We start from the raw sequence: 17441 nt of genomic DNA on the forward strand, positions 1-17441 counted from the left end.
CAAACAGGAGGCTTGACGTTGATACGAAATACTAATTATTTGCACTTTTATTAAAAATTGGAAAAGAACAATGAAATTTAAACGCTCAACGGTAGCTATTTCGCTTGGCTGTGCGCTAACACTTCCTGCCCTAGCTCAACAATCAGAATTGGCAGTTACAAAGGCCAAAAGTGAAGAAACCCTGACAACGACTGTCGAAACCGTGCTGGATGCACAAACTCTGTCAAAGCGCTCAATTACAAATATTGAAGATACCGCTCGCTATATCCCAGGAGTACAAACTAATGATACGGGTAACCGTTTTGGTAACGATGGCTTCAACATTCGCGGCTTGGAAGGAGACGCCGTAGCAGTAACTGTAGATGGCGTCGGTCAAGGCGAAACGCTAAACCCAAGCTCATTCGCCGCTTATGGTATGTATGGATCGAGCCGCGGTGAAATTGAATTGGAACACGTAAAAGCCGTTAACATCACTAAGGGCCCAAGCGCTGTTGCACAAGGACCAGGCTCCCTTGCTGGCTCAGTCACCTACGTGACCAATGAAGCGAGCGACTTTTTACCTGCCACAGGTGATGCTACAGGCATTAAATTGAAAACCGGTTTTGATGCACGCTCTGACGAATGGCTAGTACACGGCACCGTCGCTAATAGAACGGGTAACTTCGACTCGCTATTGCAATACACAATGCGCGACAGTAGCGAAACAGAGGCCCACAGCCATGGTGAGAATATCTCTGGCTCAGGACGGGGTCAGGCTGACCCGATGGATAATCAAGTTGATGCAGTTTTACTTAAACTTGCTTATAACTTTTCCGAGCACCAGCAACTAGGCGTTGTCTACGAAAAAACGGACAGAGAAACGAACGGCGTACCTCTTTCTCGCCAAAGTGACTCTTATTTTGACTTCACCTCAGCGGATGAAAATAACCGCGAGCGAATTGGGCTTTTCTTTAACAACGAAAACCTAGGCCTAGCGTTTGCTGACAGCATAGATGTGACATTGAACTATCAAGAGCTGTTTTCATCGGGTGTAACCAGCTTTCTTTACGGCAGTGCAGACGGCGACGCTATATTGCGTACCGAAGACCGCAATTTCAGCCAGGACTCATTGAGTTTCAATGTTGATTTAGCCAAATCAATCACCGGAGAATTTAACCATGAGATTATTTATGGTTTTAGTTTTCAACAGGTGGACGCTGAAGCGGTGATGTTCGACCGCAGGTTCGCTGGACAAACCGCGGACTCGCCTATATTAGACGGCTACCCTATTCGCGACCAAAGCTTCGTTCCAGAAACCGAAAAAACGTTAATTACAGCCTACCTAGCTGACACGGTTGACCTTAGCGAGCAATTAAGCGTAAACCTTGGACTTCGCTACGATTCTACGGAATATACGCCTACTGTAGACAGTACATTTTCAGATCCCACAGGATTAAGTATCACAGACAGCGAATTTAGTGCGGTGGTAGGAGAGATTGGTGCTACCTACGAATTCGTAAAAGGCCACTCTATAAATGCCCGAATTGCTCAGGGCTACCAAGCGCCTACGCTCCAAAGCTTGTATTTTGGTACAAACTCAGGCGATGAAGTCACCGATATCATAACTGGTAACACGTTTATTGACCTTGACCGTATTGCCAACAGTGAACTCGATGCTCAAGAATCGACTAACTTTGAACTCACCTATATTGGTGATTTCGAGAACGGAAATGTCAGCGTGTCGGTGTTTAGAACTGAATACACTAACATGATTCAAGACGAGACTTATTCAACGCCTTATGGCACTGAAGTAACTACCGTGCAGTGCGGTCGCTTCGGTTGTGAAACCGTAGTGAATACTGATGATGTATTCACACAGCCACAAAATACGGGCGAACTGACTGTTGACGGTTTTGAAGTTACGGCCAATTACCATTTTACCGATAATGTATCAGGTCGTTTTGCTTATACGGCATTGGACGGTACCTACGACACCGCATCTGCTTTTAACAATGCGGGCGACGACTTAGAAACCGTATCGCCAGATACCGCAACAGTTGGACTAGGCTACGTATCTGATGAAGGCGATTGGGGCGCAGAACTTGTCGCAATTTTGAGTAAAGGGGTAGAAGAAAGTACTCAACTTAGCTACACCTCGTTGAACAATGGCGCAGGTCCATCGCATACGCCTGCAGGCTATGCTGTTTTCGACCTGCTCGCCTACTACGACATTACTGAAAACCTGCGCTTTACCACGGCGATCTACAACCTTACAGACAAAGAGTATTACCGCTGGGAAGTACTTAATAGCGTAAGAGACGGTACTGGTGGTTTCTTTGGCGGCGTGAGCGGTAATGGGTATCAGCGCTACTCAGAGCCAGGCAGAAGTATTAGTGCCTACGTCACTTACCAGTTCTAATGTAACCAAAGTGCAGGCCATACTTAGCTCAACTTAGCCAAGTGGCCTGCTATACACCCAAGTATTCTCCCATGAATGTTTATGAAAGTTTGTTCACGAAAATGGGTGATCGAAAGTTCCTGTTCAAACGTTTTCTCGCTATCTCTCTTTTTAGGACTTTCACTATGTTTGGACTTTTTAAAAGCAATCCAACCAAAAAAATGCGAAAGCAGTATGACGCCCTTCTTGAAAAGGCCATGCACGCGCAAAGAAACGGTGACATAAAGACTTATTCATTGCTTACCGCCCAATCAGAAAAACTGTGGAAAGAAATAGAAACACTGGAGAAGAACACACAAGGAACATAAATGCTAGGCGCTTGCACATTGCGTGTGACCGTATACTAATACGTGATGTTTACACCCAAGGCGTAGCGCGCCCCCGCGTCTTGCACAAGCAAGAGGTGATTGCTGAATCGGCCGCGCTTATGCACGGTTTCGTTAGTAATATTGATACCTTCAAAAAATACAGAAACCCTCGGGCTAAATTGGTATGAAAGGCTCATATCCCACTGCTTGTAGGGGCTTACAAAGGTAGGCTCGGTGCTTTGGGTTTGGTTCAGCGATTGCAAGAACCCTTCTCGCTGGTTCCAGGCCACCCTCCATTGCAGCGCGTTTTTTTCATAAAACAGCACCATGTTTTTGGCACCCGACAACCCTGTAAGTGCGAAAGTTGAACGGATATTGGCGGTGTCTAATTCAGCGTTGCTATCTACAAAGCTCGCATTGGCCTGAATTCCCCACCCTGACTCGCCAAACAAATGCTGTACTGCTACCTCTATCCCTTCAACCGTTGCAGACTCACCGTTGCTAGGAGATATTACTGAAAACTGCGCTAACGCATCAGTGTCATCAACCGCATTTGGATCTGTGCCGGTACTAGGGTCGGTCACGTTATTAAAGGTTTGCGTACTGCTTTCATTAACAATGAAATTGTCTACCGTTTTTCTAAAGTAACCTGCCGATATATAGCTATTTTCCTGGTAGTAATGCTCAACAGCCACATCAATGTTTTTTGCCTCAAAGGGCAATAGCTGTGCGTTTCCGATACGCGCCCGCAAATCGCCACCTTGTCGCGTTGTGGTATAGGTTACACCCGGCGCCATCTGTTCTAAGGTTGGGCGGGTGATACTGTGATTATAAGCCGCGCGAAATACCCAGCTATCTAACCAGCTGGCTTTAACACTCACGCTAGGTAAGAGATTGGTGTAGCTTGACGATTTATCAATATTTACCGAGGCACCAAACTCTTGCCCCAGTTCGGTTTGGTCTAAAATAACTAACGCCGATAACTGCTCATCGACACCGCTTACCTTTACGTCAGTGTACTCAGCGCGTAGCCCTGCATGCACATCGATAAACCAAGGCGCAAAATCCTTTTCAATAGCGGCTTGAACATACCCCGCATACACTGTTTCTTTAACAGCGAAAGAGCTTCCCCGGGTTTCAGCGGCTAGGCTGACATCCCCAGCGCTTTCCAAGTAACGGAATAATGTATCGCCGTCGTGGCGTAGCCACTGATGAGGTATGTTCTCATGTCCACTAATCGAGCCAAGAAAATCGTCGCCTGCGTCAAATATGGTTTGGAAGCTATCAGGAATATCTGGGGCATCAAAATAGCCGCAAAAACTGCAGTGTCTTGCGTCTGCTTCGTTGTCTCTTCTTTCGTTGGCTTTTTCGCGCTGAGTTAATGCTCCACCAACGTCAATTTTGCTAAACCAGTTTTCATCCCCAAGCACACTTACATTGATTTTTGCTTGCCCTATATCGTCATCAATACTCCATCCTCTGCGCAACATCACGTGGGAACGGCCGTTGGCTGGATCTAAGTAATGGGACACGCCAACCGGCTCCCCCAAGGCATTTATTTGACGGGGGTTGGCTTGTTCAAAGCCCGATATAGCCGGCAATGTGTTTGATCGAGTATGATCAAATGAAGAGCGATTTAAATAGCCGATAAGAGAGAGTGAATTACCCTCTCCGTTATTGTCATCGACATTAGCCATTGAATAAGACAGATCAGCATCAACAATTACGCTATCGCTCGCGATATAGTTTGCTGCAAAACCGAAGCTTTTTAAGGTCGACGAACGGTTAAAAGTGCGAGCGTGAAAGTCGGTGGCATGCCCACTGTTTTGTGAAAAAGACACCGCTGTGCCGTTTTTATCAACCGTAACATCTTCAAGGTTACTTGACGTGAACCAATGCCCCATTGAGGTTGCCGAGGTCTCCACATCGAACGTCGACCCCAAATAGTCGGCAGTAAGCTCTAGCTTGTTGTTAGGTCTATACTGTAAAACGAGTGCAGACCCCGTACGGGTTCTATCGTCAAAGCGTACTCTTTGATCATAATTCCTGGGTACATATAGCGTAGAAATGTCATCAGAAAGCTCACTTTCAGGTATGTTAGTATTTACCAACCAACCATCAATTTGCGCTTCTTCTAGTCGAGCTTGACGCTTGTGTTGAGTAAAAGAGGCTAGAATGCCAAACGAGTTATTCAAATAAGTGTTGCTGAACATAGCAGAGGTGGAAGGCGCATATTGTTGCGAGTTAGTATCATACTGCATTTTGATGCTGCCAGCCGCCCGCATCCCCTTGAAAGAAAGAGGTTTAGCGGTGTGAACATCAATCGTAGCGCCGATGCCACCTGACTGCATGGTCGCCTGGCTTTGTTTGTGCACGGTAACACTGCTGACAATCTCAGAGGCCAGTGTATCAAAGCTGAATTCGCGCCCGAGCTTATCGGTTGCCATAGGCCTGCCGTTTAATAACACCCGATTAAATTCCGGCCCAAAACCCCTCACGGTAACAAGTTGGCCTTCACCTTCTGCGCGGTCGATAGATACGCCAGACACACGCTGCAGCGCTTCTGCGAGGTTTTGATCGGGAAACTTGCCCATATCCACCGACTGAATAGTATCAATGATGACGTTCGCGTTGCGTTTGATCCCCACCGATTGAGCAACACGCGCTCGTAATCCCCTTACTTCAATATATTCAATATCGTAACTACCTTGCTCGTCAGGTACAGTCACCAAGCTATCGTCTTGTGCGGTAATGGCGTTAAAAAGACGACCAAGCAAGTGATTGTTTTCATCACTATCGCTAGCAGGCACTATTTTTATTCGGGTGTTATCGACAATATCAGCACTCAGGCCTGTACCAGCCAAAAGCTTTTCTATTGCTACTTGTGGCGTATAGTTACCACTTACTTCATTTGCAAAAATATGCCTGACTTTGTTAAAGGGGAAGACAACGGTCAGCTCGGCTTGATTGGCAAACGCGATGATTGCCTCGTCTGCACTTTGTGCAGGAATAGCGAAATCTATTGCGGAGAGCGGCGATGTATTCTGTGTAATCACTTCTGCTTGTTGGTGAGGCAGCACTGACTGTGCAATAACTGTGTGACTTGCGCCGAACGACATCATGCACAGTGCAACCGTTAAAGCTTTAGGCTTAAAAGGCAGCATGATTATTGTGTCGAATGGTTCACTTGCCACAGGCATATTCGGTTTTACGCTATTGTTATTATTGATTATTAGAGTGTGTGATGCCTACGCGTCACCCTCCTCTTTATTGTTGGTGTTGTTTTAAACTAGCGCCGCATTATATACAACCCATTAACAAATTTAATTTTTGAGCGATAATGTTGAAAATACTGGGGGAAAATAGCGTGGCTGTCGTCTTAGTAAGTAATAACGATAAAAAATAACAATATGCCCATAGAAACAGCCATACATAATGCCTATATATCGGCGCGCGGCTCGATGGCCAAAATGCTATCGCGCCTTGTGCCGCCTAAAGAAGTCGACGACATACTACAGGATACGTACGTTCGCTTGTGTCAGGCTAAATCTACTGAGCATATTAAAGAGCCTAAGTCGTTTTTGTTTAAGACCGCAAAAAACTTGGCTTACGATCATTTAAAGCGTGCTGATACGCGTATGGTAGACGACAGCGTAGAGGTTGCGGCAGCGCTGGAAAGTGCAATTAGCGGTGTTGAAGATGAAACATTTCACAACAACGCTACCCAGCAAGAGTTTAAGTTGTTTTGTGATGCAGTGCGCGCCCTACCCAAACAATGCAGGCGCGCATTTGTATTGAAGAAAGTGTATGGCTACTCTCTTAAAGAGATTGCCCAAGAATTAGAGATAAGCGAAAAAACCGTGGAAAAGCATATTGCTGAAGGAATAAAAAGATGCACTTTGTTTATGCGACGACAAACGACGTCGCATACACGGCCGAATGCTTATCAAAGTGGTGGGCAACACAGTACGGCGGATGTAAAGAGAGACGCCCATGAATAGTTCAACAAACGAAACAAAAAACGCTAAGTCAGACACCGATAGTAACGTTGTACAGTTTAATACAGATGAACGTGTGCTTGATGCCGCCAGCGAATGGCTTGTAAAGTTAGACGAGGGGCTGGATGCCGAAGAAATGCAAGCGTTAAAAACATGGCTTGCAACGCCTTTGCATCGAGACACTTTCCTAGAGATGGTAGCGTTATGGGACAAGATGTCGGTACTTAGCGAACTGGCTGAGATAGTACCTCATACACCTGAGCCTAACGCCAAACACAAAATAAACAGCACCGTGGCTTGGAAGCGTCCGCTGGCCATTGCTGCCTCGTTTTTAATGGTTGGGCTGTTAAGTTATCAGGGGCTAAATTTATTCTCGCCGTCTAATCAAACCGAACCTGTTGCACAAATGGCAAGCTACTCGTTACAAGCCTCGACCAAACCGGGCGAGCACAAGAGTATTAGCTTAGAGGACGGCAGTACACTATGGCTTAATACCAACTCTCAAGTGAACATCGCTTTTACTGAAACCTCACGAATTATTCAGCTTGTCAAAGGTGAGCTTCATATCGAAGTGGCGAAAGACAAATCCCGCCCGCTAAATGTACTTGCAGCCGGTAAAGCCATACAGGCGGTTGGTACTGCTTTTAATGTGCAATATCACCGCGGCGACCTTGAACTGGTAGTTACCGAAGGTGTGGTAGAAGTCGCCAGCTATACACTTAACAAAGCGAATGACGAAAGCATTGTTGATCCAATTATTAAACCGCAGGCTCAGCCACTGACGTTAGTTCAAGGTGAAAAGTCGCTTTTATCTTTGCCTAACAGCACCGTTGAGACCGTGTCAGATGAAGATATCGCGAATGATTTAAGCTGGCGGGAAGGCAAGATTGTATTTCGCGGCGAGCCATTAATTGACGTGATTGAAGAAGTAAGCCGATATACGGATAAAACGGTTGTTTTAGGTGATGCGGCACTTGCCAATATGCAAGTAGCAGGGCTATTCAACACCAACGACGTAGATGCGCTTATTGCCGCCCTTGCCGACAATTTACAGATATCTACAGACTACTCTAGCGACACTATTGTTCTTCGCCCCCGTTAACGGTGGGTTTGCTCATAAGTTCTTACTTAGCTTTATTGAGCTACAAACTAAGCGTAAAGCGCGTTCTAAAGCTTAACTCGCGCTTTTACCCACTCCCCCTTACAATGACGCCTTATACCAGTCGGCAAGCATTGGTATGATAGATAAATGCATTAAACAATAAGGCGTCTTTGATATGCAAATAGGCAGTACTTTAACGGCAATTAAGCAGCTCACTTCCAGGCTACTATTTCTGGCCACCTGCGCGGTGCTATCTAATACAGCTTTCGCCATTGAAGCTGGCCAATATTACTATTTCATTTCTGACAAGTGCGTGGCTAAAGGCCCTCAAACGCCCGAAGAGCGAGGCGCCGTAACCCCAGATGTTATGCTATTTGAAGTGGTGCCTGCGGGGATCAGCGACTACTACGTAAACATGAATACGAGCGCACTGATTCACTATACAGAGGAAGGGCAAGCGCACCTTTCTTCAATGGAAGCAGAGCAGGCCTATACTGCTGGTAAAGCACCGTCGAAAGACAGCCTTAGAAAAGATGGCAATGCCATCCAGCACGACTTCATGCTGCAGCGCGATGCAATAGATTTAAAAACCCTGATAAACACGTTAAATGGTTTTTCCCAGCTGCAGTCTGATAAAGGCTACTTTTTTAAGAAAATCGTAGGCCTTTCTAACCCCGATGCTAAATTTAAAGCCATTACCCGGGTGCGCTTAAGCGATATGGGTTACGACAATCGCATGATGCTAACAAGCTACTCCAGCGACTACTTTATGCTAAATGAACAAGGTAAGGCCTCTGACACAGCTTTTATTACGGTAGATCACGGCGCAGCGCTACGCAATTCACTGCACGACACCAACAGCCCGTACGCCATATTTACCAAAAATTCAGTATGCGGTGAAAAGTGGGAGCCGGGCAATTAACAAGGTAATTAGCTAGGACATACTTTAAACGCTTGTTGAATGGATCGGGGTTGCTTCGGCTATAGCGGCTTCAGCTTTAGCGGCTTTGGTTTTAAAAGGCTCTGGTTTTAATTACTACGATAGAGCGTTTTGATAAGGTGGTAGCCGAAACGGGTCTTCACCGGCCCGTGTACTTTCAGCACGTCTTTTTTAAATACCACATCGTCGAAGGCTTTTACCATTTGGCCTCTACGAAATTCACCAAGATCGCCGCCACGCTTGCCCGACGGGCATTTAGAATGACGCTTTGCTAATGTCGCAAAATCCTTACCCTTTTTAAGCTGCTCTAAAATAGAAAGCGCTTCTTTCTCTGTTTTAACCAAAATGTGAAGTGCGGATGCCGTTGCCATGGAAAGGACCTAATTTGTATCGGGGGTTTAAGAATAATATCGTGCACGCTAAGTATACCCTAGTGAACAACCCGCCTGCCATTAGTCAATGTGATGTGTTGGGTTAAAAAAGCGATGTAGAGGCTACTCTGCTGTTTAAAAACTGCGTATCGTTAACCTTTATCAATCATTGACGAGCCTTTCCTTTTGTTACCAGAATTCGACTTGGCCCAAGCGGTAGGAATGTTGAGTTTTGCGCTTGGCATTTTGTGCTTTTATCAGCGTGATGATCAGCACCTGCGAATAATGATGGTGGTGATGAATTTAAATCACGCCCTGCATTTTGCGCTACTTGGTGCAGTTACTGCATGCTTAAGTGCCTTGCTTTCAGTGGTAAGAACAGGCATTTCAATTAAAACTCGCTCCCGAAGTGTCGCCTATCTATTTATATTAATATCGCTAGCAGCCGGGCTCTATTTGGCCGAGGTTTGGTACGATTTATTCCCTATTTTGGGCACGTGTATAGGCACTTATGCCTTGTTTTGTTTGTCGGGAATACGCATGCGTTTAGCGTTTTTGTGCGGCGCTATATGTTGGCTAACCAACAATATTATTGTCGGCTCTATTGGCGGCACCCTGCTTGAAGCTACGCTACTGGCAGTTAATAGCTTCACCATTATTCGCTTGTACAGAGGGCAAAAAGCACTCGGTCAGGCCTGATTCCCAATCTATGCCAGACTATGCTCCAATCTACACGCCTTGATTGCCCAAAGTGAATACGTTGCTATACGCATACTGCATTGGAAGCTTTCAAGCCAACCTCGTCGAGAGAGTCGAAACACGTCAATTATAACGAGAGCGCAAACAGACTCGTTACTGACGTATGATAGTCCAGTGACATAGCGACGGATAACAGCGTTATATTCACAATGGAAAAGCCAAAAACACGTTTTGCCCAGCCTTCTACGTTGATGTCGGGTCTGTATCCGCGCAGCGCCATCAACAGCCACCAAAGGCTTGTTGCGAAAGCAACTGTCAAAAAGCCAATCCCCGTATAACCGCTAAGTGGAAGCAGCATTACTACTAAAGCAAATAATGCAATATGAAGGACGATATGGCGTTTTGCTTTCGCAATACCTTGCGATACAGGCAATACCGGAATGCCAGCCGCCTTATAGTCGTTATACCTAAAGATAGCGATGGCATAGGAATGGGGCATTTGCCAAATGCTGAACATACCCAGCAAAATAGCTGCAGCCATATCAAACTGACCGCTCGCCGCGCAATAACCGACTACGGGCGGAACGGCCCCCGACAAACTGCCAACGAAGGTGCCATACACCGAGTTTCGCTTCATATACAGGCTGTACACACCCACATAAATAACGTAGCCAAAAACAGCAAAAAATACGGCAGTAAGGTTGGTGTAAAGCGCTAACAAGCCAAACCCTGCAATGCCTAGCACAGCACCGTGCAACATCGCAGTACGTAATGGCAACTCGCCTGTTACCGTAACCCGGTTAGCCGTGCGCTGCATTTTGCTGTCGATATCTCGATCAATGCAGTTATTAATGACACATCCTGAAGCCACCACCAGCGATAAACCGATGAGCGTTGCGAGCAATAGGCAGTAATCTATATCGCCACGGGACGCGAGCAAGAAACCGCCCGTTACCGAAATAGCATTGCCCATAATAATGCCGGGCTTGGTGACTGAGAGGTAACGTTTATAAGTAGAGGTCATGGGTAAAATCCAAATTTAAAACGCGCCCATTTAGACACGTATCAAGGTGTACTGAGAAGCCCCAATGTTGCCCCCAAATAGGTTGCACCAATAGGAGGACGAAACATGAGGGCTTAACGTAATGACCGCGATGAATTGATCACATTGAAAAGCCTGACATGATCGCCAGGCTAGACCACGCATATACAGAGATTTGCTAATACATCATCATGGCGTTTGATTCGTAGATGATCCAAACGGATAACCCAACCACCATGAAAATAATAAGCGCACTGAATAAGAATGAAAACGTATTGGCTCTGCCTTCTTCAGTAACAAAGTTAAGGTGCAAAAAGTATTTAAGGTGCACCCAAATTTGAACCAAGCCCAAAGTTACCACGCTCCAAATCGTGGTAACTTTAGATAGGTCGCCATTCATCACTAGAGTGAACGGAATAGCGGTAAGTACCACAGATAGAATGAAGCCAATAATATAAGACTTCACATCGCCATGTGCGTCATCACTATTGTGGGTCGATGAAGCGTGACCGTCCGTATTTGAAGCTAATTTCGCATCGTGTAACGCCATTACATTGCCCCCATTAAATACACTACGGTAAATACACATATCCATACGATATCGAGGAAGTGCCAAAACAGACTTAAGCAACTAAGTCGAGTAACGGTTTGCTCACCTAGACCTCGGCGGGTTACTTCAATAAACATGATTGTCATCCAAATAAGGCCCGCTGTAACGTGCATTCCGTGCAGTCCCACTAACGAGAAGAACGCCGTTAGAAACGCACTTTGCTGCGGCCCGTTGCCATGCTCAATAAGGTGATGAAATTCGTACACCTCCATACCAATAAAACACGCACCCAGTGCCCATGTCACCGCCAGCCAAGCAAGGGCGCCTGACTTGTTTTGTCGGTGAGCACATATCATGGCAAAGCCAAAGGTAATGCTGCTTAAAAGCAGTGCGGCGGTTTCAACTGCAACAAAGTTGAGCTCGAAAATATCTTTGCCAGACACACCGCCTGCCGTATTCATAAACAGCACGGCATAGGTGGCAAAGAAAGAAGCAAACAACAAACAGTCGGTCATTAAATACAACCAGAAACCAAACACGGTGTTGTTTTCATGATGTTCTTCGTGTGCGTGTTCATGCGGCATTGATGCGGCGCTTGATGTTGCAATAGTACTCATGAGCGACCTCCCACTGTATTGGCACTTAAGTGCGTAGCTTCAACTCGTTCAACCTCATCTACCTGCACGTAGTAATCAACATCCGAGGTATAGCAACGCTTAATAAATACTCCTATTCCTGCCACTAAACCGACAACAGCAAGCCACCAAATATGCCAGATAAGCGCAAAGCCCATTAGGGTAAAGCTCATGCTCATGAAAACTCCGGCTGAAGTATTTTTTGGCATATGAATAGGTGTGTATTTTTCAGGGCGTTGATACGACTCGCCGCGCTCCTTCATATCCGTCCATGCATCAATGTCTTTGATGTGAGGAATCTTGGCAAAATTGTAAAATTGAGGCGGTGACGCCGTTGACCACTCTAGCGTGTGACCATTCCACGGATCGCCCGTTGTATCGTTAAGCTTCTCTTTGTTTTTGAAGCTTACAAACAGCTGAAGTAGCTGGAAGAAAATACCAATTGCTATAACAAACGCACCAAATGCAGCAATGTATAACCAGATATTCCAGTCAGGATTGTCGGTGTGATTTAAGCGGCGTGTCATACCCAAAAAGCCAAGCATATATAGGGGCATGAACGCCAAAAGGAAACCAATTTGCCAGCACCAAAAGGCTGCTTTTCCGGTTTTTTCGTCAAGCTTAAAGCCCATGGCTTTCGGGAACCAAAAAGCAAAGCCAGCCAGATAGCCAAATACCGCACCACCAATAATGGTGTTGTGAAAGTGTGCAATTAGGAACAAGCTATTATGAAGTACGTAGTCAGCACCTGGAATGGCAAGTAACACACCTGTCATGCCGCCGATGGTGAAGGTCACCATAAAGCCTAACGTCCACAGTACAGGCACACTCAAAATTAAGCGACCGCGATACATGGTGAATAGCCAGTTAAACAGTTTCACGCCCGTGGGTACGGCAATAACCATGGTCATAATGCCGAAGAAGGCATTCACATTGGCGCTCGACCCCATGGTAAAGAAGTGGTGCAGCCAAACAATAAAACCAAGAATGGCAATGGCACCGGACGCATACACCATCGACTTGTAGCCAAACAGGCGCTTAGCGGTAAACGTAGATATAACTTCTGAAAAAATACCAAATGCAGGCAGTACCAGAATATAAACCTCAGGGTGTCCCCACGCCCAGAACAGGTTGATATACATCATAGAGTTACCACCAGCTTCATTCGTGAAGAAGTGGAAGTCCATGTAGCGGTCTAGCGTCAGCATGGCTAACACAGCCGTAAGAATAGGGAACGAAGCAGCAATCAGAATGTTTGCCCACGTACAGGTCCATGTGAAAATAGGCATTTGCATTAACTTCATGCCGGGCGCACGCATTTTAAACACGGTAACTAAGAAGTTTACGGCGGTTAGCAGCGTACCGAGCCCGGATATCTGCAGGGCCCATATGTAATAGTCGACGCCAACCCCGGGACTAAACTCCAACCCGGCTAGCGGCGGATAAGCAACCCACCCTGTTTTTGCGAATTCACCTAACCCCAAAGACACATTTACTAGAATTGCGCCACCTGCGGTCAGCCAAAAACTTAAGTTATTTAAAAATGGAAACGCCACATCGCGAGCACCAATTTGTAGTGGCAAAATGATATTCATCAACCCAATCATAAACGGCATCGCCATGAAGATAATCATGATAACGCCATGGGCTGTGAAGATTTGGTCGTAGTGCTCTGGCGGTAGATACCCGGGCGCCCCATTGGTTGCCATTGCAAGCTGAGTACGCATCATAATGGCGTCGGCGAAGCCACGCAGCAGCATGATCATAGCCAACACAATGTACATAATACCAAGACGTTTGTGGTCGACAGACGTTATCCAATCAAACCATAGGGTTCCCCACTGTTTGTGCTTGGTGATAAGCATGGCAATGACCACACCCACCACTGCCACAACAGCTAGTGTCACCATAATAATCGGCTCGTGATAGGGCACGGCCTCAATAGATAATTTACCTAATAAAGACATGGTTATTGTGCATCCTCTTGGTGATGGCTGTGTTGCATTTCAGGCATGGCGTGATGTTCGCCCATAGCGGCATTTTCCGGCTTGTTGTAGAAATCCATAGAGCCGTGATCTTTCATGTACTTCATAACAATGTTATGAAATAAGCCGTCATCGACTTTGCTGAAATAGGTCACCGGATTGTTTTCGCTTGGCTCAGCAAGCTGCTCGTAGGCACCTGACGTTAACGATGTTTGCGACTGCTTAACGCTGGCAACCCACGCCTCGAAGTCATCCTCGGTAGGTGTGGCAATAGCGTTAAACTTCATTCCAGTGAATCCCGCACCGCTGTAATTTGAAGAAATGCCTTTGTACGTACCTGGCTCGTCGGCAATAAGATGAAGCTTGGTCTCCATTCCCGCCATGGAATAAATCTGGCTTCCGAGCTGAGGAATAAAAAACGAATTCATGGTGCTTTCAGAAGTAATCTTAAACGCAACGGGTTTATTGGCAGGAAACACCAATTCATTGACCGTTGCGATACCTTGTTCAGGGTAAATAAACAGCCACTTCCAGTTAAGCGAGACTACTTCAACAGTAAGATGCTCTCCTTGACCTTCTAGCGGTGCATAAGGGTCGAGTGCGTGAGTAGAGCGCCAGGTGATCACACTCAACGACACGACAATGAGAATTGGAATGGACCACACCACCGCTTCTATTTTGGTCGAGTGTGCCCATTTAGGGGTATAAATTTCGAAATCGCGACTAGCGCGATACTTCCACGCAAAGTAAAGCGTAAGAAAAATAACGGGAACAACAACAATCAGCATTAGGATGGTACAAAGAATAATCAGATTCTTTTCATCCATACCCACTTGCCCTTTAGGGTCAAGCACGCCACCGCTGCAACCGGCCAACGTCAGCCCTGCACCAGCAACAATTAAAGTAAAAAGGTTACGAATAGACAAAACAAGTTCCTATAACCCACAAGTTAAACGGCGATGACTGGGCCGCTTAATAGAGAATGGCAGCGTTACAGCATCGAAAAACACACCGGTAAAGCTTTGTCACACTTACTGCGCAACGCTTTCGGCGTTAAATAATTAAATCGGAGACGTTTAACTAAAAAGTGGGGGCGCTCTACTGCCAACCGTCTGAACAAAAGGCTGGGGGAATGTAGGGCAAAGGAAAGGAATAGGTCGGCGCTGTTTTGTTATTTGCGCCTTTGCTATAGCCGTGGCTTTTACCAAGAGACCGACTAATACTAATGCAATGGTGGGAACAATAAATTGCGAAAGCGTGTGATTGGCCAATGCAATGAAAAAAGGCTCTACAACCAAACTTTCATTAAACGCACTGACAAATTCTGCCGAGTCAGCCAAGGTACCACTGATAACTAGCGCAATGTTCAGCAGTAACACCAGATTAGCCAACCACAGCATAGCGCCTACACCACTGGTGTAGTTTATTGCGGGTCTAATCGAAGAATTCAGTTCGTCTAAAAAAACGAAAGAACGTGGTGCCATATAGAATGTAATGCCTTACAAGAACAATGCTCTAAGTCTAACGCTGCTTCAAATGAGAATGAGAAAGCAGGCGTGGCAGAGTAATCTCAAATAAGGACAAGTACAAGCCACCTATCGACGGGCTAAAAAGACCTAGTAATTAAAGCACCAGACACAAATGACTATTTTATTAACATTCAGAAGGTAAGACTCTGCTTTCACAGATTTATCGTCGCCCTTAGTACAGATGTCACGCATTCATTCACTTTTTCGCTCGCTGAGTCTTCAACTTGCACCTCGGCAGCACACATATATGTTAATTTTTTGTTTCAAATATACAAAATTAAACCGCTTACAGGACACGGTTGATAAAGCGTTAACCTTCTTATAGATGCGATGAATTGCACGACAGTTTTCTCTTTTTTCGCAACGTAATTAATTTAAAAATCATCAATAACTTAAAATGCCACCGGTAGCATTTTGTTTAATTCGTGTTAATATCGAGCAGTATTAACTTGATTTCGGGACCGCAAAAAGATGGAAAGGTATGTAATTCCCAGTGTTATGCAGGCGCTGCAGCTATGTCAAGCCATCGCCGAGTCTCGCTCGGGGTTAAGTGCCTCTGAAATTGAGTCAGCGCTTAAACTTCCCCGCACATCAGTATTTAGGTTACTTAGAACATTAACCAGCGAACGGGTAGTCGAAAAGCGTGGTACAAAATACTTCTATGGCACACGCATTTACGAAATTAGCGCCGCTAACTCGCGCAGCAGATACGTTCAGAGAATCACTGCACCTGCGCTTTCGAAACTTATAGCTGCAACCAACGCTAGCGCAATTATCTGTACATTAGGCGACTACTGCGCGTTTGTTATTGACGTTTTAGATGCCAGAGAAAAGCAGATAACAACAATAAGACCAGGGACAAAGCTGCCCTTATTTGAATCTGCTGCGGGTCATGTCATGTTGGCCTACCATCCCAAGTATCAAAACATGAACGACAGCACACACCCCGCAAACTTTGATGAACAACAAGCCGCGAAATTACGAGCAACAACTTGTACCAGGGGCTATGCCGTCAGCCACTTCGCACCGCGCAACGTAACGCTTGTTGCCGTGCCAGTCTTCATGCGAGATGGAGAGCTTGTATCAATTTTAGCAATAGAACTAGAGGGTATGATCCACGATGTTAAGGTACTCCAAGCATGGAGCGCTAAACTCAAAGACATCGCCCGCCTTCCAACCACCGGTGCCCACCCTTACGAGCAGGACATGCAGTAATGAAACATATTCCAATTCAACTGATTGTCGCTTTTGTCGCGTTTCTCATCTTGTCTAACTGTCACGCACAATCATTGGCGTTTGAAGGTGCGCTGGGGTTCGGAAAATACACACAAGGTGGAAACCAAGGAAAAGTGTTAGTTGTTAGCTCTTTGTCTGATAATGCCAAAAGCCCACAAGAGGGAACATTGCGATGAGCTATTGCGCAAGACTATCCCAGACTAATTGTCTTTAATGTGTCTGGCGTGATAGCGCTAGAAAAGGATTTAGAAATAAAACATGGCAACGTCACCATTGCAGGACAGACATCTCCCCACGGAATTGTAATTTCTGGCGCATCAACAAGCGTTGAAGCTAACCAGGTTATTATTCGTCACATGCGTTTTAGGCCAGGGAAAGACAGTAAAGAAGGCGACGCGGTCACTGTAAGAAACACTACTGACGTCATCATCGATCACTGCTCGCTCAGTTGGTCAAAAGACGAGGTAGGTTCGTTCTACAATAATCAGCGCTTTACACTGCAATACAGCATATTATCAGAGAGTTTAAACAACGCGGGCCATCACAAAGGTAGCCATGGCTATGGCGGCATTTGGGGTGGCAGTAATGAAGTTCGCCTTTCTTTTTAAA

At 45.9% G+C, this 17441-nt stretch carries 17 protein-coding genes; 9 read left to right on the forward strand and 8 right to left on the reverse strand.

All coding sequences use genetic code 11. The features are described from left to right. Positions 1-70 precede the first annotated feature (70 nt). Positions 71-2398 carry a TonB-dependent hemoglobin/transferrin/lactoferrin family receptor gene (locus tag F0261_RS03735; RefSeq protein WP_171337247.1) on the forward strand — a complete coding sequence of 776 codons (2328 nt, stop codon included), beginning with the start codon at positions 71-73 and terminating at the stop codon, positions 2396-2398. A gap of 164 nt (positions 2399-2562) precedes the next feature. Further along, on the forward strand, positions 2563-2745 hold the full coding sequence (locus tag F0261_RS03740; RefSeq protein ID WP_039229326.1) for a DUF6435 family protein: 183 nt from the start codon (positions 2563-2565) through the stop codon (positions 2743-2745). 35 nt (positions 2746-2780) lie between these two features. Here F0261_RS03740 and F0261_RS03745 read toward each other — a convergent pair whose 3' ends face one another. Continuing rightward, positions 2781-5945, reverse strand: a complete 3165-nt coding sequence (locus F0261_RS03745) for a TonB-dependent receptor (RefSeq protein WP_171337248.1) — start codon at positions 5943-5945, stop codon at positions 2781-2783. 210 nt (positions 5946-6155) lie between these two features. Between F0261_RS03745 and F0261_RS03750 the strand changes: the two genes are divergently transcribed. From F0261_RS03750 to F0261_RS03760, 3 genes are all read left to right on the forward strand, one after another. After that, positions 6156-6746 carry a sigma-70 family RNA polymerase sigma factor gene (locus F0261_RS03750; protein ID WP_171337249.1) on the forward strand — a complete coding sequence of 197 codons (591 nt, stop codon included), beginning with the start codon at positions 6156-6158 and terminating at the stop codon, positions 6744-6746. Then, positions 6739-7845, forward strand: a complete 1107-nt coding sequence (locus F0261_RS03755) for a FecR family protein (protein ID WP_171337250.1) — start codon at positions 6739-6741, stop codon at positions 7843-7845. Before F0261_RS03750 ends, F0261_RS03755 begins: the two co-directional genes overlap by 8 nt. 175 nt (positions 7846-8020) lie before the next feature. Continuing rightward, positions 8021-8767 carry a hypothetical protein gene (locus F0261_RS03760; protein ID WP_171337251.1) on the forward strand — a complete coding sequence of 249 codons (747 nt, stop codon included), beginning with the start codon at positions 8021-8023 and terminating at the stop codon, positions 8765-8767. Positions 8768-8874: 107 nt separating this feature from the next. Here the strand turns inward: F0261_RS03760 and ppiC are convergent, their stop codons facing one another. Next, positions 8875-9156, reverse strand: coding sequence for a peptidylprolyl isomerase PpiC (gene ppiC / locus F0261_RS03765; RefSeq protein WP_012520075.1), 282 nt, complete (start codon positions 9154-9156; stop codon positions 8875-8877). 186 nt (positions 9157-9342) lie between these two features. On the opposite strand from ppiC, the gene F0261_RS03770 reads away from it, so the two are divergent. Beyond that, positions 9343-9855, forward strand: a complete 513-nt coding sequence (locus F0261_RS03770; RefSeq protein ID WP_014980662.1) for a YgjV family protein — start codon at positions 9343-9345, stop codon at positions 9853-9855. Positions 9856-9982: 127 nt separating this feature from the next. Here F0261_RS03770 and cyoE read toward each other — a convergent pair whose 3' ends face one another. The 6 genes from cyoE to F0261_RS03800 all read right to left on the reverse strand — a co-directional run bounded on the left by cyoE (position 9983) and on the right by F0261_RS03800 (position 15551). After that, positions 9983-10879, reverse strand: coding sequence for a heme o synthase (cyoE, locus tag F0261_RS03775; RefSeq protein ID WP_014980663.1), 897 nt, complete (start codon positions 10877-10879; stop codon positions 9983-9985). Between the two features lie 196 nt (positions 10880-11075). After that, the gene (gene cyoD, locus F0261_RS03780) at positions 11076-11447 is read right to left on the reverse strand and encodes a cytochrome o ubiquinol oxidase subunit IV (RefSeq protein WP_012520077.1); all 372 of its coding nucleotides are present in this window, start codon (positions 11445-11447) and stop codon (positions 11076-11078) included. Next, positions 11447-12064, reverse strand: a complete 618-nt coding sequence (cyoC, locus tag F0261_RS03785; RefSeq protein WP_168476750.1) for a cytochrome o ubiquinol oxidase subunit III — start codon at positions 12062-12064, stop codon at positions 11447-11449. Before cyoC ends, cyoD begins: the two co-directional genes overlap by 1 nt. Continuing rightward, positions 12061-14049, reverse strand: coding sequence for a cytochrome o ubiquinol oxidase subunit I (gene cyoB, locus F0261_RS03790; RefSeq protein WP_171337252.1), 1989 nt, complete (start codon positions 14047-14049; stop codon positions 12061-12063). The genes cyoC and cyoB overlap by 4 nt, the downstream gene beginning before the upstream one ends. A gap of 2 nt (positions 14050-14051) precedes the next feature. Beyond that, on the reverse strand, positions 14052-14993 hold the full coding sequence (cyoA, locus tag F0261_RS03795) for a ubiquinol oxidase subunit II (protein WP_014951264.1): 942 nt from the start codon (positions 14991-14993) through the stop codon (positions 14052-14054). A 150-nt stretch (positions 14994-15143) separates the two neighbouring features. After that, positions 15144-15551 carry a hypothetical protein gene (locus tag F0261_RS03800; protein WP_014980665.1) on the reverse strand — a complete coding sequence of 136 codons (408 nt, stop codon included), beginning with the start codon at positions 15549-15551 and terminating at the stop codon, positions 15144-15146. A 516-nt stretch (positions 15552-16067) separates the two neighbouring features. Between F0261_RS03800 and F0261_RS03805 the strand changes: the two genes are divergently transcribed. From F0261_RS03805 to F0261_RS19850, 3 genes are read left to right on the forward strand one after another with little or no spacing between them, the layout of a single operon-like run. Next, on the forward strand, positions 16068-16811 hold the full coding sequence (locus F0261_RS03805; RefSeq protein ID WP_231513126.1) for an IclR family transcriptional regulator: 744 nt from the start codon (positions 16068-16070) through the stop codon (positions 16809-16811). Further along, complete coding sequence (locus F0261_RS19845; protein WP_014980667.1) at positions 16811-17008, forward strand: hypothetical protein; 198 nt, start codon at positions 16811-16813, stop codon at positions 17006-17008. The genes F0261_RS03805 and F0261_RS19845 overlap by 1 nt, the downstream gene beginning before the upstream one ends. Positions 17009-17056: 48 nt before the next feature. Next, positions 17057-17440 (forward strand): hypothetical protein, encoded by a 384-nt coding sequence (locus tag F0261_RS19850; protein ID WP_014980668.1) that lies wholly within the window; start codon positions 17057-17059, stop codon positions 17438-17440. Position 17441 lies beyond the last annotated feature (1 nt).

This window comes from Alteromonas sp. 07-89-2 (assembly GCF_013113925.1).
Classification (GTDB): Bacteria; Pseudomonadota; Gammaproteobacteria; order Enterobacterales; family Alteromonadaceae; genus Alteromonas; species Alteromonas macleodii.